Annotated in this window: 17 protein-coding genes; 9 read left to right on the top strand and 8 right to left on the bottom strand. The window is 70.1% G+C overall.

The features are described from left to right. Positions 1 to 82: 82 nt before the first annotated feature. The 4 genes from E0497_RS15560 to E0497_RS15575 form a co-directional block, all read right to left on the bottom strand. Positions 83 to 388 (bottom strand): helix-turn-helix domain-containing protein, encoded by a 306-nt coding sequence (locus E0497_RS15560; RefSeq protein ID WP_137725701.1) that lies wholly within the window; start codon positions 386 to 388, stop codon positions 83 to 85. A 5-nt stretch (positions 389 to 393) separates the two neighbouring features. Further along, on the bottom strand, positions 394 to 750 hold the full coding sequence (locus E0497_RS15565) for a type II toxin-antitoxin system RelE/ParE family toxin (protein ID WP_206663642.1): 357 nt from the start codon (positions 748 to 750) through the stop codon (positions 394 to 396). An 87-nt stretch (positions 751 to 837) separates the two neighbouring features. Next, entirely contained in the window at positions 838 to 2388 is a 1551-nt protein-coding gene (locus E0497_RS15570) for an AMP-binding protein (RefSeq protein ID WP_137725702.1), read from the bottom strand. Continuing rightward, a complete protein-coding gene (locus E0497_RS15575; protein WP_137725703.1) occupies positions 2385 to 3368 on the bottom strand; it encodes an NAD(P)H-dependent flavin oxidoreductase in 984 nt (327 codons plus the stop codon). Before E0497_RS15575 ends, E0497_RS15570 begins: the two co-directional genes overlap by 4 nt. A gap of 180 nt (positions 3369 to 3548) precedes the next feature. Between E0497_RS15575 and E0497_RS15580 the strand changes: the two genes are divergently transcribed. From E0497_RS15580 to recD, 4 genes are all read left to right on the top strand, one after another. Further along, complete coding sequence (locus E0497_RS15580) at positions 3549 to 4778, top strand: globin domain-containing protein (RefSeq protein ID WP_137725704.1); 1230 nt, start codon at positions 3549 to 3551, stop codon at positions 4776 to 4778. Positions 4779 to 4876: 98 nt separating this feature from the next. Continuing rightward, complete coding sequence (recC, locus tag E0497_RS15585) at positions 4877 to 8155, top strand: exodeoxyribonuclease V subunit gamma (protein ID WP_137725705.1); 3279 nt, start codon at positions 4877 to 4879, stop codon at positions 8153 to 8155. Beyond that, on the top strand, positions 8152 to 11472 hold the full coding sequence (locus E0497_RS15590) for a UvrD-helicase domain-containing protein (RefSeq protein WP_137725706.1): 3321 nt from the start codon (positions 8152 to 8154) through the stop codon (positions 11470 to 11472). The genes recC and E0497_RS15590 overlap by 4 nt, the downstream gene beginning before the upstream one ends. Then, complete coding sequence (gene recD / locus E0497_RS15595; RefSeq protein ID WP_137725707.1) at positions 11469 to 13343, top strand: exodeoxyribonuclease V subunit alpha; 1875 nt, start codon at positions 11469 to 11471, stop codon at positions 13341 to 13343. The genes E0497_RS15590 and recD overlap by 4 nt, the downstream gene beginning before the upstream one ends. Before the next feature lies 1 nt (position 13344). Here recD and E0497_RS15600 read toward each other — a convergent pair whose 3' ends face one another. Continuing rightward, entirely contained in the window at positions 13345 to 16548 is a 3204-nt protein-coding gene (locus E0497_RS15600; protein ID WP_241665923.1) for a DEAD/DEAH box helicase, read from the bottom strand. Positions 16549 to 16715: 167 nt separating this feature from the next. On the opposite strand from E0497_RS15600, the gene E0497_RS20665 reads away from it, so the two are divergent. After that, positions 16716 to 17690, top strand: a complete 975-nt coding sequence (locus tag E0497_RS20665; RefSeq protein ID WP_194150325.1) for a hypothetical protein — start codon at positions 16716 to 16718, stop codon at positions 17688 to 17690. Between the two features lie 8 nt (positions 17691 to 17698). Here the strand turns inward: E0497_RS20665 and E0497_RS15610 are convergent, their stop codons facing one another. Both E0497_RS15610 and E0497_RS15615 read right to left on the bottom strand, forming a co-directional pair. Beyond that, positions 17699 to 18358: an SIMPL domain-containing protein gene (locus E0497_RS15610; protein ID WP_137725709.1), complete on the bottom strand. Its 660-nt coding sequence runs from the start codon at positions 18356 to 18358 to the stop codon at positions 17699 to 17701. A gap of 41 nt (positions 18359 to 18399) precedes the next feature. Beyond that, on the bottom strand, positions 18400 to 19164 hold the full coding sequence (locus tag E0497_RS15615) for an 8-oxoguanine DNA glycosylase OGG fold protein (RefSeq protein ID WP_137725710.1): 765 nt from the start codon (positions 19162 to 19164) through the stop codon (positions 18400 to 18402). A gap of 142 nt (positions 19165 to 19306) precedes the next feature. On the opposite strand from E0497_RS15615, the gene E0497_RS15620 reads away from it, so the two are divergent. From E0497_RS15620 to E0497_RS15635, 4 genes are all read left to right on the top strand, one after another. Next, positions 19307 to 19774, top strand: coding sequence for an NfeD family protein (locus tag E0497_RS15620; RefSeq protein ID WP_137725711.1), 468 nt, complete (start codon positions 19307 to 19309; stop codon positions 19772 to 19774). Continuing rightward, complete coding sequence (locus E0497_RS15625) at positions 19768 to 20688, top strand: slipin family protein (protein WP_137725712.1); 921 nt, start codon at positions 19768 to 19770, stop codon at positions 20686 to 20688. Before E0497_RS15620 ends, E0497_RS15625 begins: the two co-directional genes overlap by 7 nt. Before the next feature lie 103 nt (positions 20689 to 20791). After that, on the top strand, positions 20792 to 21274 hold the full coding sequence (locus tag E0497_RS15630; RefSeq protein WP_241665925.1) for a DUF3558 domain-containing protein: 483 nt from the start codon (positions 20792 to 20794) through the stop codon (positions 21272 to 21274). Positions 21275 to 21299: 25 nt separating this feature from the next. Then, positions 21300 to 21671, top strand: a complete 372-nt coding sequence (locus E0497_RS15635) for a hypothetical protein (protein WP_137725714.1) — start codon at positions 21300 to 21302, stop codon at positions 21669 to 21671. Positions 21672 to 21711: 40 nt separating this feature from the next. Here E0497_RS15635 and E0497_RS15640 read toward each other — a convergent pair whose 3' ends face one another. Further along, positions 21712 to 22293, bottom strand: a complete 582-nt coding sequence (locus E0497_RS15640; RefSeq protein ID WP_137725715.1) for a T3SS (YopN, CesT) and YbjN peptide-binding chaperone 1 — start codon at positions 22291 to 22293, stop codon at positions 21712 to 21714. Between the last annotated feature and the right edge of the window lie 79 nt (positions 22294 to 22372).

The following is a 22372-nucleotide window of genomic DNA, read 5'->3' on the forward strand; positions in this document are numbered from 1 at the left end:
CGGCCCGCGTCGTCCCGGCCCCGGAGCGTGAACTCCGGGGCCGGAACGTTTTGTACACGACCTCAGGGTCTGTGCAAATATCTCAGGCGATCTGGATGCGATCGTCGCCGAGTTCGACCTCGACGCGCAGGGATCCGCCGACCGCCTCGACGTAGCGTCGCAGGGTGTCGAGTCGAATGCGGTTCAAGTCGCCGCGTTCGATGTCCGAGACCCGGTTCTGCCGGACACCGAGACGGTCTGCGACCTGGGTTTGCGTCAGATCGAGGGATTCCCGCAGTTCCTGCAGTCGGTAGGCGCGTACCTGGTCGAGCATCCGGGCCTTGTGCGCGTCGACGTTGCTCTGGTCGACCGGACGCTTGGCCAGCATCTCGTTGAGATTCGTTGCCATTGCCGTCACTTCCCTTCCATGCGTTGCAGGTGCTGATCGAACAGATCGTCGGCGATAGGAATGTTCGTTTTGTACCACTTTTGCCACTTTCCGGCCTTGTCGCCGGCGACGAGCATGATCGCTTGACGTTCCGGGTCGAACGCGAACAGCGCACGCAGTTCGGTGCGGCCACTCGACCCTGGTCGCAGTTCCTTCATGTTCTTGTGCCGTGATGCTTTCACGGTGTCGACCAGAGGGCGGCCCAGGTGCGGCCCCCGCTCGGCGAGTAGCTGTAATGCGGCGATGACCTGTTCGTAGGAGTCTTGGTCGAGTTCATCGAGCCATGTCTCGATCAGTTCGACGTCGACGTCCCAATTCATCACACTGACATGATATCACCCTAGTGTGATATTTATGATCTGCCGGACTGCCCCCAGCCCGGTGACCATGTCCGACCTGCAGCTTCTTGGTCAGAGTGTCTGGACTGCCCCCACAGTCTCCCGCAACTTCTTCTTGTCGACTTTCCCGAGCGCGGTGAGCGGCAGCTGCTCGGCGAACACGATGCGTTTCGGGGTCTGCAGGCTGCCCTTGGTGGCGCGGACGTGCGCGGTCAGATCGTCGGCCGTCACCGTCGTCTCCGGTTTGAGGACGACGGTGGCGGTGACGGATTCACCCCAGCGCGGGTCGGGGGTGCCGTACACGGCGGCCGACGCGACCGCCGGATGCGTCGTCAGCGCGTCCTCGACGCCGCGCGAGTAGACGTTGAACCCGCCGGTGATGATCATGTCCTTCTTGCGGTCCACGATGTACAGGTAGCCGCGGTCGTCGACGCGGGCGACGTCGCCGGTGTGCAGCCAGCCGCCGGCCAGGGTCTCCGCCGTCAGCTCCGGCTGGTTCCGGTAGCCGTCCATCACCGTCGCCGACCGCACCCACAGCTCGCCCGGCTGCCCGGCCGGCACCTCGGCGCCGTCGTCGCCGCGGATCGTCACGTCCACACCGGCCGTCGGAATCCCGCACGACGCCAACAGGTCCGGCTCGTCGACCCGGTGATCGGCGGTGCGCAGGAACGAGATCGGATAGCACTCGGTCTGACCGAACATCTGCGCGAACACCGGCCCGAACCGGTCCAGACCCTCCGCGAGCCGGGTCGGGGAGATCGGGGACGCCCCGTACAGGATCAGCTCCAGCGACGACAGGTCCGCGCGAGCCGACGCCGGATGGTCCAGCAGCGTGTAGATCATCGACGGCACCAGCAGCGTGCAGTTGATGCGTTCCCGTTCGACCGTCGACAGCACCCGCTCTGGATCGAACCCGGTCACCAGATGCACCGTGCCACCGCGGATCAGCGTCGGCAGCACCTTGCTGCCCGCGACATGGCTGATCGGGGCGACCGCCAGCATCTGCGGCACCCGCGGCAGCTCGAACTCCGACAGGATCGTCTGCGTCAGAGCAATGTTCGACGGATGCCGCCTCACCGCACCCTTCGGCCGGCCCGTCGTGCCGCCGGTGTAGCCGATGTTCGCGACATCACCCGGGTCGGCGAGATCGGTGAAACTCGCGGCCCCGGCACCGTCGAGCAGGGCCGGCGCGAACCTGCACCGCTCGAGTGCGAACACCGGAATACCCAGGGCCGCGCACCGGCTGGCGAGTTCCTCGCCGCGCGCGGCGAACGTGCGTTCGTCGACGACCACCCCGGCCGCGTCGGAGTCGGTCAGCTGGAACAACTGGTCGTCGATCGAGCCGAGCGGGTGCAGCCACGTCGACGCCATCCCCAGCGCGGTGGCCGCCGCACCGGCGCACCAGATTTCGGCGCGATTGCCGCCGAGCAGGGCGAGGGTGCGTCCGCGCTGCATCCCGGCCGTGGCCAGCGCGCCCTGCAGCCGTCCGATCAGATCCAGGGTGCCGCGGTAGGTGAGTTGCCCGCCGTCCCACGAGAACGCGACCCGGTCCGGGAAGCGGCGCAGCGCGCGTGCGGTGACCGCGCCCAGCGTGGGGCCGGATCGGGGGTGTGAGGTGGTCATCGGTCCACTCCTTCGAGGTCGTGGGACAGCAGATCGAACGTGGCGCGGCGGGCCTGCTCGTACTCGGCGGCGGTCTGCGCGACGATCCCCGCCGCCGGTTCGATCCGCTTCACCCCGGACACCGAATGCCCGGCACTCCAGATGTCCTTCCAGCGCTGCGGACCCGGTGTCTTGTCGCCGTAGATCTGCGCCGAATCGGACGGGGTGATCACCTCCTCGAGCCGGTCCGGGTCGAGTCCGTTCGCGCGGATCGACGGCGCCAGCATCGACGACCGCAGCCCGGTGAACGCGCGGGTGAGGACGATGTCGTCGAGGGTGCTGTCGCACAGCATGTTCCGGTAGTTGTCGTCGGCGAGGCTCTCGCGCGCGGCGATGAACCGGGTGCCCATGTAGCCGAGGTCGAAACCGGCCACCTGCGCCGCCCACAGGGCGTGGCCGTCGGAGATGCCGCCCGCGACCACGAGGGGGCCGTCGAAGAACTCGCGGACCGCCCGCACGAACGCGAGGGGGTTCTGCCAGCCGGTCTGCCCGCCCGCCCCGGCGGTGAGCAGAATCAGCCCGTCCGCGCCGACGGCCGCGGCCCGTTCGGCGTGTGCGAGGGTCCCGACGTCCGCGAACACCAGGGTGCCGTGGTCGTGCAGCGGGCCGATCACCGGTGCGGGGGAGCCGACACTGGTGATCACCATCTCCACCCGGTGCCGCAGCAGGCACGCCAGGTGCTCCTCGAGTTTCGGCTGCCGGATGATGAGGTTCGGGCAGTACGGGGCGAGGGCGCCGCCGCTGTCGGCGACCTCCGCATCCAACCGGGTGAGCCACTCGTCCAGGCGGTCCACGCCCCGCGCGTTCGCGGTGGGGAACGCGCCGATCACCCCGGCCCGGCACGCCGCGAGGGTCAGTTCGAGTCCCGACACCCGCAGCATCGGGGCGGCGATCAGCGGGACCGTCAGCCGGTCGGCGATGTGGGGAGGCAGGGCGGTCATCCAATAGTCCGTTCGGTATGTGAATTTCCGTGAATGTAACGCCGGTCACATCGACGGGCAACGACCGTTCCATCCAGCGGGCCGTCGGGCAAGCCCTATCGTTCGAGCGGGCTTGTCTGTTACTTCAAGATCGACAATGCTGTACGCCGGTAACGGAACAAGTGGTCTCGAAAGGTCCCGATGTCTGGCACAGCAGTCGTCCCCGTCGAATCGCCCACCACGACGGAGGTGTCGAACGAGACGCTGCTGTCGGCGCGGTCGCGGCCGGTCATCGAGGCGACACTGCCGGTGGTGGGGGAGCATCTCGGCCGGATCAGCGAGGTGTTCTACCGCGACCTGTTCGACGCGTTGCCGTCGCTGCGGACGGACCTGTTCAACAAGACCAACCAGGAGAACGGTGAGCAGCAGAAGGCGCTCGCCGGATCGATCGCCGCGTTCGCGACACTGCTGATCACCGAGGACGCCCCGCCGATCGACCAGGTGATGTCGCGGATCGCGGCCAAGCATGCGTCGCTCGGCATCGTGCGCATGTACTACCACCTGGTGCACCGGGCGCTGTTCCGGGCGATCGAAGAGGTCCTCGGCGATGCGGTGACGCCGGAGGTGGCCGCCGCGTGGGACGAGGTGTACTGGCTGATGGCCGACTCGCTCATCGCGCAGGAATCCGACATGTACGCCCGGGCCGGGGTGGCCCCCGGTCAGGTGTGGTACCCGCTCACCGTGATCGACCGTCGCCGCATCGCCCCCGACGTGTGGACGTTCACCCTCGCCGGATTCGAGCGGTGCCCGATGCGGAACTTCGAGTCGGGACAGTACATCTCGGTGTCGATGATCTTCGAGGACGGCAGCCGGCAGATCCGCCAGTACACGGTGATGGCCGGTGCGGCCCCGGACACGTGGGAGATCAGCGTCGAACGTGTCCCGGGCGGACTGGTGTCGAACAAACTGATCGACGAGGCCGGGATCGGCTACCCGCTCATCGTGTCCATTCCCGCCGGCACCCCGTGCCCGGTCCCCGACGATCGACCGGTCGTGCTCGGCTCGTCCGGCGTCGGATCGTCGCTCACCGTCGCGATCCTGCAGCAGATGATCGCCGACCAGGACACCCGACCGGTCCACGTCATCCACGTCGACGACACCGTCGAGGCGTTCGGGCATCGTGACACCATCGCCGCCCTGCTCGCCGGCTACCCGGGCAGGACGTCCCTCGACATGTACGTCGTCACCGGCGTCGACGACGCGGCCCGCCAACTGCAGGAGCAGGACTGGGACCGCGAATCCGAGGTCTACCTGTGCGGCTCACCACGATTCATGCGCCGTGTGCGCAAGCTCGCCGTCCTCGGCGGCGTCGCCCCCGACCGCGTCCACTACGAGGTGTTCACCCCAGATTCGTGGCTCGGGTTCGACTGAGCGCCCGCCCCGGCCTGTCGGAGGCTGTCGGTACGGTGTGACGGGTCGGGCGCACCGCTCGATCCACCGATCCGATCGCCACCGCAGGGGGACCATCCGTGCTGACGCTGCACCGCGCCGAGAGCGCCGGCACGCTCGCTTCCCAGCTCGCGCACGTGCTGGCCACGCCCGTGGACGACCCGTTCGCGCGGGAAGTGGTGGCGGTGCCCGCGCGGGGCGTCGAACGGTGGCTGACGCAGCAGCTGTCGCGGACGCTCGGGGCGCGGGCCGGCTGCGGTGACGGGGTTGCCGCCAACATCGACTTCCCGTCCCCGGCGCGTCTGGTCGGCGGGGTCCTCGCCGCCGCCACCGGGTACGCCGTCGACGCCGACCCGTGGCAGCCGTCGCGGATGCTGTGGACGCTGCTGCAGGTGATCGACGACCATCTCGGGGAGCCGTGGTGCGCGGTCCTGGCCCGGCATCTCGGACACGGCGCGACGGATCCGGCGGACCATCGGGCCGGACGCCGCTACGCCACCGCCGCCCACCTGGCCGAGTTGTTCCGCACCTACGGGTCGCAGCGGCCGGAGATGCTCGTCGCCTGGGCCGCCGGAGACGACACCGACGGCACCGCCCCGCTGCCCGACGACCTGTGCTGGCAGCCGGAGCTGTGGCGGCGGCTGCGGGCCCGCCTCGACTGCCCCAGCCCCGCCGAACGCCTCGCCGGCGCGTGCACCCGACTGCGTGCCGAACCCGACCTGCTCGACCTCCCGCCGCGGCTGTCGCTGTTCGGCCCCACCCGCCTCGGCGCCGACGAGATCGCGGTCCTGTCCGCGCTCGGCGCCCACCGCGACGTGCACCTGTGGATCCCGCATCCGAGCATCGAGATGTGGGGGTCGCGTGCCGATCACGCGGCGTCGCGGCTGCGGGCCGACGACCGCGACACGCTCACCGTCACCCACCCGCTGCTCGCCAGCCTGGCCCGCGACGTCCGCGAGATGCAGTCCCGGCTGGCGCCGGTGGATCTCGTCGACGTCCACCATCCGGGTCCGGGCCGCCCGCCGACGCTGCTGGGGCGGTTGCAGTCCGACATCGCCGCCGACCGGCAGCCGTCGCCCGGCCCCGACGACGGCACCGTCGAAATCCATGCCTGCCACGGCCCGGCCCGGCAGGTGGAGGTGCTGCGGGAGCGGCTGCTGCACCTGTTCCAGGGTGATCCGACGCTCGAACCGCGGGACGTGCTCGTGCTGTGCCCCGACGTCGACACGTATGCGCCGCTGGTGCGGGCCGCGTTCGGGCAGGCGGCGTCCGGTGGCCTCGCCCACCCCGGGCACCGGCTGCGGGTGCGGATGGCCGATCGGGCACTGCACCAGAGCAACCCGGTCCTCGCGGTGGTGTCGACCCTGCTCGACCTCGCCGATTCCCGGGTCACCGCCGGACACGTGATCGACCTGGCCGCCACCGGCCCGGTGCGGCGACGTTTCGGGTTCGACGACGACGGCATCGAACGCATCCGGGAATGGACGGCGACGGCCGGGGCCCGCTGGGGGATCGGCCGCAGGGAGCGGCGGGCGTTCGGGCTCGACGGTTTCGAGCAGAACACCCTCAAGACGGCCCTCGACCGGATCCTGCTCGGCGCCGCCGCCGACGACGCGGACGCCGAATGGCTGGCGTTGGCGCTGCCGCTCGACGACGTCGAGAGCAACGACATCGAACTCACCGGGCGGCTCGCCGAGTACGTCGACCGGCTCGACGCCGTCCTGTACCGGCTCACCGGCCCGCAGCCGGCCGCGCAGTGGGCGGCCGCGTTCGAGTTCGCACTCGAGCTGATGGTGGCGACGTCACGCACCGACGAATGGCAGCTCACGCAGGCCCGCCGGGAACTCGCCGAGGCCCTCGAACATGCCGGGGACACGACGCTCCGGCTCGCCGACGTGCGCGCCATGCTCCGCGCCCGGCTCGCCGGACGGCCCTCCCGGATCAACTTCCGCACCGGTGATCTCACGGTGTGCACGATGACGCCGATGCGGTCGGTCCCGCACCGGGTGGTGGTTCTCCTCGGTCTCGACGACGACGTGTTCCCCCGCGGCTCCGGTCTCGACGGCGACGACGTCCTCGCCCGCGAACCGCGTGTGGGGGAACTGGATCCGCGCAGCGAGGACCGGCAGCTGCTGCTCGACGCGATCATGTCGGCCACCGAGAGTCTGCTGCTGTTCTACACCGGCAACGACCCGGTAGGCGGCCGGCCGTGCCCGCCCGCCGTCCCGCTTGCCGAACTGTGCGACGTCCTCACCGCGATGACGGGCGACGGCGTCGTGCGGCGACACACGTTGCAGCCGTTCGATGCCCGCAACTTCGACCGCCTCGACCCGTTCAGCTTCGACACCGCGGCCCTCGCCGGTGCGCGGGTCGCGCAGCAGCCACCCGTGCCGGCGCAGCCGTTCCTGCCGCAGCCGTTGCCGCCGCGCGACGTCGGCACCGACCCGGTTGTCGCCCTCGCAGACCTCGTCGCGTTCCTCGAACAGCCGATCGCGGGATTCCTCAAGCAGCGCCTCGGTTTCCGGGTGCCCGAGCTCGACAAGGGCGTCGCCGACACCCTCGATCTCGACCTCGATCCGCTCGCGAAGTGGGGGATCGGAGACCGCATGCTCGCGGCTCGCCTCGCCGGCGCCGACCCGACGATGTTCCGCAGCGCCGAATGGCGGCGCGGCACCTTGCCACCGGCGCGGCTCGGCGAGGCCACCCTGCACGACATCGAGTGGACCGTCGACGCCCTCGCCCGGGCGGCGGCGCCGTTGCACACCGGCCCGCCCGCGACCGTCGACATCGCCGTCGACCTCTCCGGGATCCGCCTCGTCGGTACCGTCGACGGCATCCACGACGGGGTGATCGCGCGCACCACCTTCTCGCGGCTCGCACCGAAGCACCGGATCGGCGCGTGGGTGCGTCTGCTTGCGCTCGCGGCCGACGGGCGGGTCGCGAATCCCACCGCCGTCACCACAGGCCGCGGCGAGGGCCGCGCTCCTGTCGCGCAGTCGCGACTGGTCGCGCCCGCGGATCCGGCGGCGATCCTGCGTCGCCTCGTCGACCTGCGGGAACGGGGACTCGATCGTCCGCTCCCGATGGCGGTCAAGACCACGGCTGCCTACGCGACCGCCCGGTTCCGGGGCCGGTCGTTCGAGCAGGCCGACGTGGTCGCGGAGAAGACATGGGGCGACAAGTTCGGTGACGCCGTCGACCGGGATGTCGCGTTCGTGCACGGCCCGGGCGCGGGGCTGACGGTGCTCACCGCGGAGCAGTCGCCGCCGGGTGCGACCGAGCCCACCACCTTCGGTACCGAGGCCGCGGTGCTGTGGGGTCCGCTGCTGGCGGCCGAGACCTGGGGGAACGAAGCATGACCGCCGATACCGCGACGACCGTGACCGCGTCCGCGTTCGACCTGTTCGCGCCGCTGCCGACCGGGACCACCGTCCTTGAGGCGAGCGCCGGCACCGGCAAGACGTACGCCATCGTCGGGTTGGCCGCCCGGTTCGTCGCCGAGGAGGGCGTCGACCTCGCGCAGTTGCTGCTGGTCACGTTCAGCCGGGCCGCGACGAAGGAACTGCGGGGACGCACCCGGGAGCGGTTCGCTTCGGCCGCTGCCGGATTGGCCGATCCGGTGGCCGCCCGTACCGGCGGGGACCTGCTGGTCGCGCACCTGGCCGCCGCCGACGACGCCGAGGTGGCGGTGCGCCGGACTCGGCTGCTGCGGGCGCTGTCGGACTTCGATGCCGGCACCATCGTCACCACCCACAGCTTCTGCCAGCGGATGCTCGACGGTCTCGGTTTCGCGGGCGAACGCGACCCCGACACGGTCCTGGTCGAGCGGGCCGACGACCTCATCGAGGACACCGTCGCCGACCTGTATGTCCGGCACTTCGGGCGCGCCGACACCCGCACCCTGACACCCGTCGCCGCCCGCGCCGCGGCCCGCGCCGCGATCTTCGATCCGCTGGCGGTGCTCGCCCCCGAGGGCGCCGACGGGAGCCGAGCCGGGGACGCCGTCGCGTTCGCGGCCGCGGCCCGCGCGGAGACCGCCCGCCGTAAACGCCTCGCCGGGATCCGCGACTTCGACGACCTGCCCGCTCTGCTGCACGGGGTGCTCACCGACCGCGAGCACGGACAGGCCGCGTGCCGGCGGATCCGGGACCGCTACCGGGTGGTGCTCGTCGACGAGTTTCAGGACACCGACCCGCAGCAGTGGGACATCCTCGCGTCGACGTTCCACGGGCACACGACGCTCGTCCTCGTCGGCGACCCCAAGCAGGCCATCTATGGGTTCCGGGGCGCCGAGGTGCTCAGCTATCTCACCGCCGTCGACGCCGCCGACCGCCGCCTCGAACTGACCTGCAACTGGCGCAGCGACGCAGATCTCCTTGCCGCCCTGCATCATCTGCACGGTGGTGCCGCGCTCGGACATCGAGGCATCGTCGTGCACGGCGTCGACGCGGCCCAGCCGGGGTCCCGGCTGGACGGCCCGCCGCTGCGGGTGCGGTACCTGCCGCGCACCGGGGCGGGCCCGACCGGCAAGTCCGGTTTCCCTGTCGTGGGGCGTCAGCGCGAGCGGGTCGCCGCCGACGTGGCCGCCGACATCGTCCGGCTCCTCGACAGCGGCACCACCGTCGACCTCGGCGGGGTCCGGCGCCCGGTCGAACCGGGTGACGTCGCGGTCCTCGCCGGCACGAACACGCAGATCGAGCTGGTGAAGACGGCCCTGGATCGGGCGGGTGTGCCATCGGTGCTCGCGAGCGGGTCCAGCGTGTTCGAGACCGGTGCCGCGCTGCACTGGCTGCGGGTGCTGCAGGCACTCGAGCAGCCGCACCGCGGCGACCGGGTGCGGCTGGCCGCGCTCACCCCGCTGTTCGGGTGGACGGCGCAGCGGGTCGGCATCGCCGGGGACGCGCTCGTCGCCGAGGTGGGTGGACGGTTGCGGGAGCTGTCTGCGCTGTTCGACCAGGAGGGGTTCGCGGCCCTGTCCGAGCGGCTCGCTGCCGGCACCGGCCTCGACACCCGGCTCCTCGCGTCGGCGTCTGGTGAACGCGACCTCACCGACCTGCGGCACGTTGCCCAGCTCCTCGGCACCGTCGCGGCCCGCGAGTCCCTGGGGCTGTCCGCGCTCGCCGGGTGGCTCACCGACCGCATCACCGACCCGAAGTCCGGGGGCGACGGCCGCATCCGGCGCCTAGACCGGGACGCCGCCGCCGTCCAGTTGTCGACCGTGCACAAGAGCAAGGGCCTCGAATACCCGATCGTGTACGTGCCGTTCGCGTGGAACGTCGGCCGCTACGAGGACCCGAACGAGCTGTTGCTGCACGACGAGGACGGCCGCCGCGTCCTCGACATCGGCGGCGAGGGCAGCCTCGGCTACCGGGACCGGCTCCGGCGCCGCGACACGGAGGCGGCGAGCGAGGACCTGCGGCTGCTGTACGTGGCCCTCACCCGCGCCCAGTGCCGGCTGGTGCTGTGGTGGGCGCCCACGCGGGGCACCGACACCGGACCGCTGCACCGCATGCTGTTCGGGCGCGACCCGGGTGGGGTCGACGTGCCGCAGCGGGTGGCGGTTCCCGAGGATCCGCTTGTCGCGCAGCATCTCTCGCGGTGGGCGGGGTGCGCGTCGGTCCCGATCTCCGTCGAGGCCGTCGGCTCCGATCCGATCCCGCGACCGTCGTGGACGCCGCGGCGGTACGAGGCGGAGGAGTTGGCCGCGGCGGTGTTCGACCGGCCGATCGACACCGCGTGGCGGCGCACGTCGTACACGGCGCTCACCGCGTCCGCGCACGAACATCTGGCCGCGACCGGCGTCGACGAGGGGGCGGTGATCGGGGACGAACCCGAGCAGGACGAGGCCGTCGCCTCGGTCAGGGAGGCCGGGGGCCTCGCGTCGCCGCTGAACGGGATGCCGTACGGCGCGGTGTTCGGAACCCTCGTCCACGAGATCCTCGAACACATAGACACTGCCGCCAACCTCGACGCCGAACTGCTGCGGCACTGCCGCGAATCGGCCGCGGGCAGCGGCGTCGACCCCGAGGAACTCGCTGCCGCGCTGGCCCCGGTGCTACGGACCCCGCTCGCCGGCGGCGGTACCCTCGCCGACATCCCACCGCGGGACCGGCTGCCGGAGTTGGACTTCGAGCTGCCACTGGCCGGCGGCGACAGCCCGGCCGCGCTGACGGTGACGCTGCACGCGGTCGTCGACCTGCTGCGCCGGCACCTGCCCCCGGGCGATGTCCTCGCCCCGTACGCCGACCGGCTCGAGGCACTGGATCCGACACCGCTGCGCGGGTATCTCACCGGCAGCATCGACGCCGTCCTGCGGGTCCCCGGCCCGGACGGATCCCGGTTCGTGATCGTCGACTACAAGACCAACCGGATCGCCGCCGCCGAGGAACTGACCACCGCGCACTTCACCCGCGAGGCGATGGCCGGCGAGATGATGCGCTCGCACTACCCGCTGCAGGCACTGCTGTATGCCGTTGCGCTGCACCGGTATCTGCGGTGGCGGCTGCCCGGCTACCACCCGGAGACACACCTCGGTGGGGTGCAGTACCTGTTCGTCCGCGGCATGGTCGGCGCCGACACCCCCGCCGGGGTCGGCGTGTTCGACTGGTATCCGCCGGCGGCACTGGTGACGGAGCTGTCGGATGTGCTGGCGGCGAGCGGGGAGGAACAACAGTGATCGAGGCGCGGGTCGCGCAGCGCGGCAAGGGGTTGCTGCGCGAGTTCAACGAGGCCGGGGTGCTCGATGCCGCCGACGTGCACGTCGCGTTGCGGCTCGCCGCGCTCGGAGGGGAGACCCGCGAGTCGGTGCACCTGGCGACCGCACTCGTGGTGCGGGCCGTCCGGTCGGGGTCGGTGTGCCTGGACCTGAGCGACATCCGGAACGTGGTTCCCGAGGAGACCGGCGACGGCCACCCGATCGATCCGGCGACGCTGCCGTGGCCGGACGACGCCGTTGTCGCCGATGCCCTGCGGTCCAGTCCGCTGGTGATCGGCGGCGACGCCGGCCCGCTGCGCCCGCTGCGACTCGTCGACCATCCCGACGGCGACCTGCTCTACCTGGACCGCTACCACCGGCAGGAGGAGACGGTGCGGCGGATCCTCGACGCGCGGGCGGGCAGCGATCTGGCGGTCGACGAGAACGTGCTGCGGACCGGTCTGGCCGCGCTGTTCCGGGACCGCGACGACACGTCCCGGCCATCGGCGGCCCCGGACCGGCAGCGGGTCGCCGCGGCGGTCGCCGCGACGCACCGCACATCGGTGATCGCGGGCGGTCCGGGCACCGGCAAGACGCACACGGTGGCGCGGGTGCTGGCACTGCTCGAGCGGCTGGATCCGGGGCTGCGGATCGGGTTGGCCGCCCCCACCGGCAAGGCGGCGGCGCGCCTCGCGGAGGAGGTGCTCGGACAGGCCCAGACGATCGGCCTGCGGCAGGATCTGTCGGCATCGACGCTGCACCGGATGCTCGGGACGCGGCCGGGGACGAGTCGCTGCCGCTACAACGCGACCAACCATCTGCCGTACGACGTGGTCGTGGTGGACGAGACGTCGATGGTGCCGTTGACGATGATGTGCCGTCTGCTCGAGGCCGTCCGGCCGGACGCCCGCCTGGTGCTGGTCGGTGACCCGGACCAGTTGACGTCGGTGGACGCCGGTGCGGTGCTCGCCGACCTGGTGGCCCGCCCGGTGCCGGGTGCCGTGCATCCGGCGCTCGCGCGCGTCGTGGGGGAGGACCTGGCGGCGCCGGATACCCCGGACGAGCCCGCCGTCTCGGCGGATGACCGAAACCTGTTGGTCAAGGGGATGGTTCGCCTCAGCCGGTCCAGGCGATTCGGCGGCGGCATCGGGGATCTGGCCGCCGCGGTGCGGGAGGGGCGGGCGCAGGATGCCCTCGCGATCCTCCTCAGCGCGGACTACCCGGACGTCGAGTGGGGGGCCGCGGATGATCCGGCGGCGGTGCGCGCCGACGTGCTGTCGACCGCCGCGGCGATGACTGCCGCAGCCTGCGCCGGGAACGCGGCCGCGGCGCTGACCGCGTCGGAGGAACATCGGGTGCTGTGCGCGAACCGGGAGGGACCGCGCGGGGCGTCGTGGTGGGCGCGGGATGCGATGACGTGGATCGGGGAGGCCACCGGCACCCGACTGGACCCGCACCGCCGCTATCCGGGGCAGCCGCTGCTGGTGACCGCGAACGACTACGACACCGGAATCTTCAACGGCGACACCGCCGTCGTCGTCGCCGACGGCGCCGGTGGCCTGGTCGCGGCATTCGACCGGGGTGCGGGCCACGAACCCGAACTGGTGCACCCGAGTCGGCTGTCGTCGGTGCAGACGGTGTACGCCATGACGATCCACCGCAGCCAGGGCAGCCAGTACGGCCGGGTCTCGGTGATCCTGCCCGAGGCCGGGTCCCGACTGCTCACCCGCGAACTGCTGTACACCGCCATCACCCGTGCCCGGACGCACGTGCGGATCGTCGGCGACCCGGCCGTGTTCGCGGCCGCTGTGGGACGACAGGTCCAGCGGGCGAGTGGGCTGCGGCGGGGATAGCTCAGCCGAGCAGTTCCCGGATGTCGTCGGCGGTGAGGGCGCTGCCGAACGCGCCGTCGCCGTCGACGACGGCGTCGAACAGTGCGGACTTGCGGCCCTGGAGGGCCGTCACCTTGTCCTCGATGGTGTCGCGGGCGATGAGTCGGTACACCATGACATTGCGGGTCTGCCCGATGCGGTGGGTGCGGTCCACGGCCTGCGCCTCGGTCGCCGGATTCCACCACGGGTCGAGGAGGAAACAGTAGTCGGCTTCGGTGAGGTTGAGCCCGAACCCGCCGGATTTGAGGCTGATCAGGAACACGGGCGCACTGCCGGTCTTGAAGGCGTCGATCACGCGGGCACGGGCGCGGGTCTTGCCGTCCAGGTAGGCGTACTCGATGCCGTCGGCGTCGAGGCGGTCCCGGACCCGCGCCAGGAACCCGGTGAACTGGCTGAACACCAGTGCCCGGTGCCCGCCCGCGATCACGTCGGCGAGTTGTTCGAGCAGGGCGTCGATCTTCGCGGACGGCACCGCGGCATGCTTGTCGTCGAGCAGTGCCGCGTCCAGGGAGAGCCGGCGCAGCAGGGTCAGTGACTGCAGGATCGTGAACCGGTTGCGGTCCAGGTCGTCGACGAGGCCGAGGATCTTGCGGCGTTCCCGCTGCAGATGCGTGTCGTACAGTTTGCGGTGCTTCGGGGACAGGTCGATCTCGAGGACCTGTTCCTGCTTCGCCGGCAGATCGGACGCCACCTGTTCCTTGGTGCGACGCAACATGAGCGGTTTGATACGGCGCCGCAGACGTTCCAACATCTCGGGGGCGGAACCACTTTCGATGGGTTTGCGGTACGTGTCCGCGAACGCCTTCGGTTCCGGGAACAGGCCGGGCGCGGTGATCGACAGCATCGACCACAACTCCATCAGATTGTTCTCCATCGGGGTGCCGGTGATCGCGATCTTCACCGGCGACTCCACCCGCCGCACACACTGGTACGTCTTCGACTGGTGGTTCTTCACGAACTGGGCCTCGTCGAGCAGCAGCATCGACCACGGCCGAGCCAGATACTCGTCGGCGTCCAGGCGCAGCAGCGTGTACGACGTGACGATGACGTCCGCACCGGCGATCGACTCCGCCAGCGGGGCACCACGTTTGGTGGAGGTTTCGGTGACCGCGACGACCCGTAGCCCGGGTGCGAAGCGGGCGGCCTCGCTCACCCAGTTTCCGACCACCGACGTCGGTGCGACGATGAGAACCGGTGCCGCATCGGGATGTTCGCGGTGGGCATGGCAGATCAGGGCGAGGGACTGCAGGGTCTTACCCAGGCCCATGTCGTCGGCGAGGATGCCGCCGAGGCCGTGGGTGCGCAGGAACGCCAGCCAGCGGAAGCCGTCGACCTGGTAGGGGCGCAGGGTCGCGTCCAGATCGTCGGGCACCGCGGTGGTGGCCGACGACGCCACGTCGAGCAGGCCCTGCACCTGGGTGCGCCACTGCGCGGCCTGCCGCCGTACCACTCCGAGTCCGGTGAGTTCCTCCCACAGCCCGGCCTGGAAACGGCTGAGCTGCAACCGTTCCCCGTCCTTGTCGCGGAGGGTGCGGGCCTCGGTGAGCAGTTCCCGCAGCCGGCGGAGTTCGGGTTTGTCGAGGGCGAGGTGGGCGCCGTCGTCGAGCAACAGGTGGGTCTCGCCGGCGTCGAGGGCCGCGAAGATGTCGCGGAACGGGACGATACGGCCGTCCACGGTGACGGTGACCTCGAGATCGAACCAGTCGGTGCCGGTGGTGGCATCGGTGGCGAGCCCGATCTCCAGGGTGTCGCCGACGTCCCGGTAGTCGGCCGGCCGCCCCTCGATCACCACGTCGAGACGGTCGTCGCTCTGCAACAGCGGCAAGGTCTCGGTGGTGAACCGGAGGGTGTCGAGGCCGGTGAGCGTGCCCTGCGGGCGCTGCAGATCCAGGTCGACGAGGACGCGCTGCTCGGCGTCGAGGTCGCGGAAGTTCTCGCCGGGCTGCGGCGTCACCGGCACCGCGTGTTCGGCGTCGCCGACCCGATAGACGAACCGCCAGTCCAGGTCCACCGTGTGCGCGGGACGGTAGTGGGCGGTCAGCCGCAGGCGCGGCCCGCTCACTGCGGGCGCCTCGTACGAGTCGTCGCTCGAGACGACGGTCGCGGTGCGCCGCAGCCGCGGCAGGTACTGCGCGGAGAAACGGGGTGCGTCGTCGCGGGGGACGGGGATGCTGCCGCCGGTGAGCAGCAGGTGCTGCATCATCTCGGGCGGGGACGTGTCGAGGCGGGCGAGCCGGAACGGCAGATCGGTGAACTTCGGCTCGCCGGTGAGACCGGTGACGTCGTCGTCGGTGACGTAGACGATGCCGTGGGCGGGTGCCCCGACGAAACCGAGGAGACTCGGCCGGGACTCGTCGCCGTCGACCGTGACCTGCGGGGTGACGGTGAGGCCGTCGGCGTGGGTGCGGACGTCGGCCTCGATGCGTGCGGACCCGGGTCGCGGGATGTGCCCGAGGTTCTTCTTCGGGTAGAGCAGTTCGACGCCGGCGGCGCGGATCTCGTCGAGCAGCGGCCACAGTTGCCGCCCGAACATCGTCAGGTCGAGTGTCTTGGTGCTGTACGCGTAGGTGTACGACGAACTCGCCTGGTGCAGCAGGTACAGCTCGTGCAGGACGCGCAGGTGCCGCGGGTTCGCGCCGCGCGAATACTTCAGGTTCGACCAGGTCAGGCCGCTGTTCACCCAGCCGGTCTTGCCGGGTTCGACAAGTTTCGCGGACAGCTTCACCCCCGGCTGCCCCTGCGGGAGGAGAGCGACGGACAGTCGCAGGCCGAGTGGGACCGCATCGGCGTCGGCGGTGCCGTCCACAGCGAGCGCGGCATCGAGCAGCGCCTCCCACGGGGCCACCGACGCGGTCGCGGTGAGAGACGGGAGCTGCTCGGCGAACGTGAGCGCGAGCGCGACGACGTGCTTGCAGTTGTAGCCGACGGGGCAGTCGCAGTCGCCCTCGGCGAACATCAGTTCGTCGTCGTACTCGACGAGGTAGAGGCACGCCTCGTAGACGTGGGTACCGGCGACCCGCCCCACCACCGTGCTCAGATCGGGGGCGACCTGGAAGTCGAGGACAGCTCCGTCGGCGGCGTAGCGGCGGCCCCGCTGCAACGTCGCGCTGGTCACGGACCGGTTCAACGTGTCGATCAGTGGGTTCGGGTGGGTGGTGAGCGGCACGGTGAGCGATCCTACGGGGAGGCAGGGACGGGGAGTGTTCCTAGGTGTCGCCGACTTTTGTACAAAACCTCGGGTTTTGTACGAACTCGTCCCGGAAACGGAACCGATTCGCGGCGGCGCGCATCCAACCAGACAGACCATGTTCTGTTTCTGGGGAGGGATACGCCATGGGATACACGACGACGTTCACCGGGGAGATCCACGTCCATCCGCCGTTGAACGAGGCCGAGCGGGCCTATCTGCACAGGTTCAGCCGCTCTCGGCGGGTGGACAGCCCGCTGGGACCGTACGCGTTCGACGGTGAGACCGCCGGCGACGACAGCAACCGGGTGGTCGGCGGCCAGCCGGGCCTGTGGTGCCAGTGGGTGCCGTCGGACGACGGTTCGAGGCTGGTGTGGAACGGGCTCGAGAAGTTCTACCGGTCGTCCGCGTGGATGCGCTATCTGATCGACACGTTCCTGTGCCGCGGTGCGCTACTGCAACACGATCTCACCGATCCGAAACCCGGGTGGGCGTTCCCGGACGAGTTGCGGCAGTTCGCCTTCGACCACACGCTGCACGGCACAATTCTCGCGTCCGGCCAGGACGGGGCGACGTGGCGGATCGAGGTGCGCGACAACGAGGTGTCGGTGGTGGAGACGTCCGGTCCCGCGCCGATCGAGTACACCCTGTTCCTGCTGCCACGGCACACCCTGCACGCGCTCGACCGGGAGTTCGACGCCGCCTTCGACATCGACGAGTACGAGGACGAGTACGCCGATCGCCGCGAGATACCGAGAATCGTGGAAGCATGTGTGCGGGAACTGTTCCCGTCAGCACAGTGCGGGGGAGCGAGCGGTCCGCACGAGGACGACGCCCACCTGATCCTGCGGGACGCGCAATCGGGACTGTCGGTCGTGGTGTGGGAGCGGGACGTGCGGATCGGTGTACTCGCCGAACAGTCCCTGCCCGACGCCGAACGATCGTTCGGTCGGGTGCAGCAGTTGGCGCGGGAGATCACGAAAAGAACCGCCTGGATCGCCTACGATCCCGCCCAGCGGCGGGCGCTGCGGCCCGGCGAGAAGTTCCGGGATCGGGCGATCGACCTCATCCGCGGCTACATCGAGGAACCGGACGGGCGCTGGGCGTGGAACGTGATGTGACCGCCCGGTCACTGCGCCTCGAACCGCGCCTCCACCTCCGCCGTGATCCGCAGTTTCTCGGGGGTCAGTTCGATCGTCGGGAGGTCACCGCCGCGCGCGGACGCCGCCATCGTCCGCATCACGGGCATGCCGGCGTCGGGGCGGGTCCCGTCGAGTAGTCCCGGGTCGGCCAACGCCACCACCGTGACATGCTCGAATCCGAGGCTGCGGGCGTAACCCCGGGCCTTCGCGACCGCATCGCGGACCGCCAGATCTCGCACCCGCGCAACCGTTTTCGCATGCTTCGTGCGGGTGAGTGTCCACTCCAGGTGTGCGACGGTGACACCGTCGATTGCGGCGACCCGGTCGACGAACCCGGCGACCGCCGCCAGATCCCGGAACACCGCCGACCCGGTGGCCGTCGACCGGTAGATCCACGGCAGCGTCTCACCCTCCGGGTGGTACGGCCGGTGCCGGGAATGCTGCACCTGATCGATCGACCACCGCACCAACTCCGACTCGCACGTGCGGATCGACTCGGTGAGGGCCGTCACCGACGCGGTGGCTGCGTCGGCGGCCTCGGCCCGCGTCGAGCCGTCGAACTCGACACTCAGACGGACGACGCACCGGTTGGGGGCGACGGAACGTTCGGCGTGACCGGTGACGGTGATCGTGACAGGAGTCGTCATGGCTCCAGTGTCCCCGAAGTCGCCCCCGGAAGCGGGACGGTTCAGAACAGGGTCGGCTCGGCGTGGGCGCCGCTGCGGGCCTCCCGCACGCGGGCGTTCCAGCGTTGCACCAGCCACATCTCGATCAGCTCGGGTTCGGCACCCACCTGCTGCGACCAGGCGTCGAGCAACTGCAGATACCGGTCGTAACGGCGCAGGGTGAACCCGCTGACCGATGGTTCCTCCAACCAGCCCTCGTGGATCAGCGTCGACACCCCGTGCTGGTCGATCAACTGGGCGCGGACCCCGTCGCGTCGCACACCCACCGCCCACAGGAACAGCGCCATCAACGACACACCGACCCCGGGCATGTCCGGCCAGCCCGACCACGAATCCCCCGACGGCTCCGGAATCCGCTTGTCCTTCGCGCACCGGTCCAACACCTGCTGGATACGGGCCAGCGGATTCTGCTCGGCCAGCGGGGAGAACACGTCCGGCACGCGCCGCGTCCCACGACGGTCCCGGTGGGCGCTGCGCCACGCCGCACACAGGAACAGCAGGCCGAGCGCATCATGCTCGGATTCGACCAGCGGGCCACCGAGCTGCAGATCGTTCCGCTGCACCACGGCCGTCCCGCGGTCCACGATCCGGCCGTCGAGATCACGTCCGTGCAGCACGATCTCGTGACCCAACGCGTGCAGATGGTGGTTCCACCAGTCCAGATCCACCCGGGCACTGTCGTCGAGCACGTGCAGCGGATAGGCGCGGGCGCGGCACCACAACACACACGCCTCCGGAGGAGTGAACCCGTCGTCGAGCAGATGCATGCGGCGATGATCGCACCGGGCACCGACAGGAACGCGGTGCGACACGGTGGCCACGCTCGATATCCGCGCCTACGGTTGACGGTGAGAGCTCGGCCGCGAATGGCTACGCAAGCGGTCGGGTTCTCGTGACAGGTGAATGCAGATGATCGCGTTGGGCGCGTTGGCGCTGGTAGTGGGCGCGGCGCTGATCGTGATCGAGGCGCACGTGCCGACGTTCGGTGTGCTCGGCATCCTCGGGACGGCGCTGGCGGGGGCCGGGGTGTGGCTGCTGATCGCGGCCGGCGGGTTCGGCTTCGAGGTGGCGTTGCCGGTCACCGTGGGTGTCGGCGCCACCGGACTGGGGATCGTCGCCGTCACCGGACGCAAGATACTGAAGGCTCGCCGCGCCCCGGTCCGCAGCGGCGTGGAGTCGCTCGTCGGATCCGACGCCGTCGTCCGCACCTGGGACGGCGAGCAGGGGCAGGTGCAGGCCGGTGGCGAATTGTGGCGGGCGCGAATGGCGTTCGGCTACCCCGGCACCCCGACGGTGGGGGAGTCCGTCGTCGTCGAACAGGTGCGTGGACTGACGCTGGAGGTGCGGCGTCGTGAATCGTGGGAGTTGCCATGTTGACTGCGATCGTGCTGGCCGTCCTCGTCGTTGCGCTGGTGGCGGTGGTGCTCGCGTCCGCGTCGGTGCGGGTGCTGCGTGAATACGAGCGGGGTGTGCTGTTCCGGCTCGGCCGGCTCGTGGATCTGCGCGGGCCGGGGCTGGTGCTGCTGATCCCGGCGATCGACCGGATGGTGCGGGTGAGCCTGCGGACCGTGACACTGAACATTCCGGTGCAGGAAGTGATCACCCGCGACAACGTGCCGGCAAAGGTTACCGCCGTCGCCTACTTCCGGGTGGTCGACGCCGACCGGGCGATCCTCGCCGTGGAGGACTACGTGGCGGCGACGTCGCAGATCGCGCAGACCACACTGCGGTCGGTGCTCGGCAAAGCCGAACTCGACGGTCTGCTCGCCGAACGGGAACGCCTCAACGAGGACCTGCAGAAGGTGATCGACCAGCAGACCGAACCGTGGGGTGTGAAGGTCAGCACCGTCGAAATCAAGGACGTCGAGATTCCGCGGGACATGCAGCGCGCCATCGCCCGGCAGGCCGAAGCCGAACGCGAACGCCGCGCCAAGATCATCAACGCGGAAGCCGAATATCAGGCGTCGTCGCGGCTCGCCGAAGCCGCCGACATCATCAGCCGCAACCCCACCACCCTGCAACTGCGGTACCTGCAGACCCTCGGTGAACTCGGCGGCGAGAACACGTCGACGGTCGTGTTCCCGATGCCCATCGACCTGGTGCGGCCGTTCCTCGGCTCTACTGCAGGTACTGACGGTTCCGGCGCGTCCGGGTCGGGTGTGGGTTCGTCGTCGATGGGTGAGTCGTCGACGGGTGCGGAGACGCCGGCGTTGCGGGGGCGCAACGACATGGAGGCGCTCATCGCCGGCTGGACGTCTCTGGCGGCCGACGCCCACAAGACCGGTCGTTGACGGATTGGAACCGTTTCCCGACGCGGTGCGTCGAACTAGTGTGAGCCGCGTGAATGGGGGAAAACGGGTGCGAGTGGCACTGGGAATTCTGGGATCGGTGCTCGTGCTCGCCGGATGCTCGTCGGGGGCAGTCGCCGGGGATGCCGAACCCGTCGGGAAGGCGGCAGGGGAGCCGGCGTTCAGTCCGTGCGACGACATCCCCGACGACGTGATCACGTCGCTGGGGATGGACGTGGCGACCAGGACCCGCGACATCCTCGACGTTCATCAGCCGGGGTGGAACGTCTGCGCATGGAACAACGACACGCACTTCCTCAGCGTGTATGCGACGACGTACACCGTTGACGACCTCCGGGCGCGGAGTGACCTCACCGACTTCGCGCCGGTTCAGATCGGCGGACAAGATGCACTCGCGTATCGACACATGGCAACACCTGCGGAAATGCGCGGTGATGTCGCTGTCGCCTCGGACGACGGGATGATCGTGGTGTCGATCTCAGACCTCGACAACACTCCTTCCACACCACCGCCGGACCAGCTCGCGCTCGACACCATGTCCGCATTGCTTCCGCACTTTCCGCGGTAGCCGAAACTTCGAAGCAGGAATCGCGATGATCGAGAATCCCAGCGACTGGACCGCGTTGGCGAAAAGTGTCGATGCCGGCGAGCTGACCATGGAACCCGGCACGGCTCGTGCATGCGCACAGCGTTGTGCGGAGTTCGCCGCTGAACTCGGCGTGCTCCGGTCTCGCGCGTACCAGTTGCAGTTCGTCGAGGGCTTCGGAACCTTGCCCAGCGGAATCGCACTCGCCGAGAAGTTCAGCAAGAAGGCGGTCGGTGGCGACTACTCCCTCGTGCAGGCGCTGACCGATCACATCGACGAGGTTCAGCGGATGCAGACGGTGTTCGAGAAGATCGAGCGCCGCTACGCCGAGACCGAGCAGGCCAATGCGTCGAGGTTCGGGGCGATCGACCCCGAGTGACGGGTGGGTTCGCGGTAATCCGTGAACCCACCCGATCGGACTACTTGGAAGGCTCGCCGACGGGGATCGTGGTGCCGAGATCGCCTTCGTTGTGTCCGTCGCAGGCGCAGTCGTCGCCGCAGCCTCCGCAGCCGCCGGCGTAGGAGTCGTCATCGGAGTCGCAGTCGAGAACACCACCGAACTTGGCGGCGAAGTCGTCGTCCACCTCGTGGGTGAGTTCGTGGATCTCGTCGACCAGGTTGATCAGATGCTGCGGCGCGAACGGGTCGGCGTCGACGAGCGTCGACACCAGCAGATGCCCGTCCTCGATCGTGAAACGCAGACGCGGCCACTCGGCAGCCAACTCCGGCAGATGCTGGGTGGCTGCGGTCGACTCACCGAGCTCACCGAGCAGCGACGCCCACACATGCAGCTGCGGTCCGTCTTCGGCGACCGTGACGTACAGCCCGAAACCGTGGACCGGAACCGCGATGTCCCCGTCCTCGTCGATCTCCGGCGCGCTGCCCAGCAGCTCGGTCAGCGTGCGGACGGACAGGTCGTGCAGCTGCTCACGGCTGTCCGTGGCGATCGCGAAAGCGCCGTCGAGTTGCAGCGGCTGTTCGGTGGTGTCGTGGTCGGTCATGGTGATCCCCTGTTCCGGCGCCGGCCGGGACAGGCGCTGCGAGTGGTGGTCGGTGGGTGTCCACGGTATCGCGGCAGCA

The sequence above is a fragment of the Prescottella subtropica genome (assembly GCF_005434945.1).
In the GTDB taxonomy this organism is placed as follows: domain Bacteria; phylum Actinomycetota; class Actinomycetes; order Mycobacteriales; family Mycobacteriaceae; genus Prescottella; species Prescottella subtropica.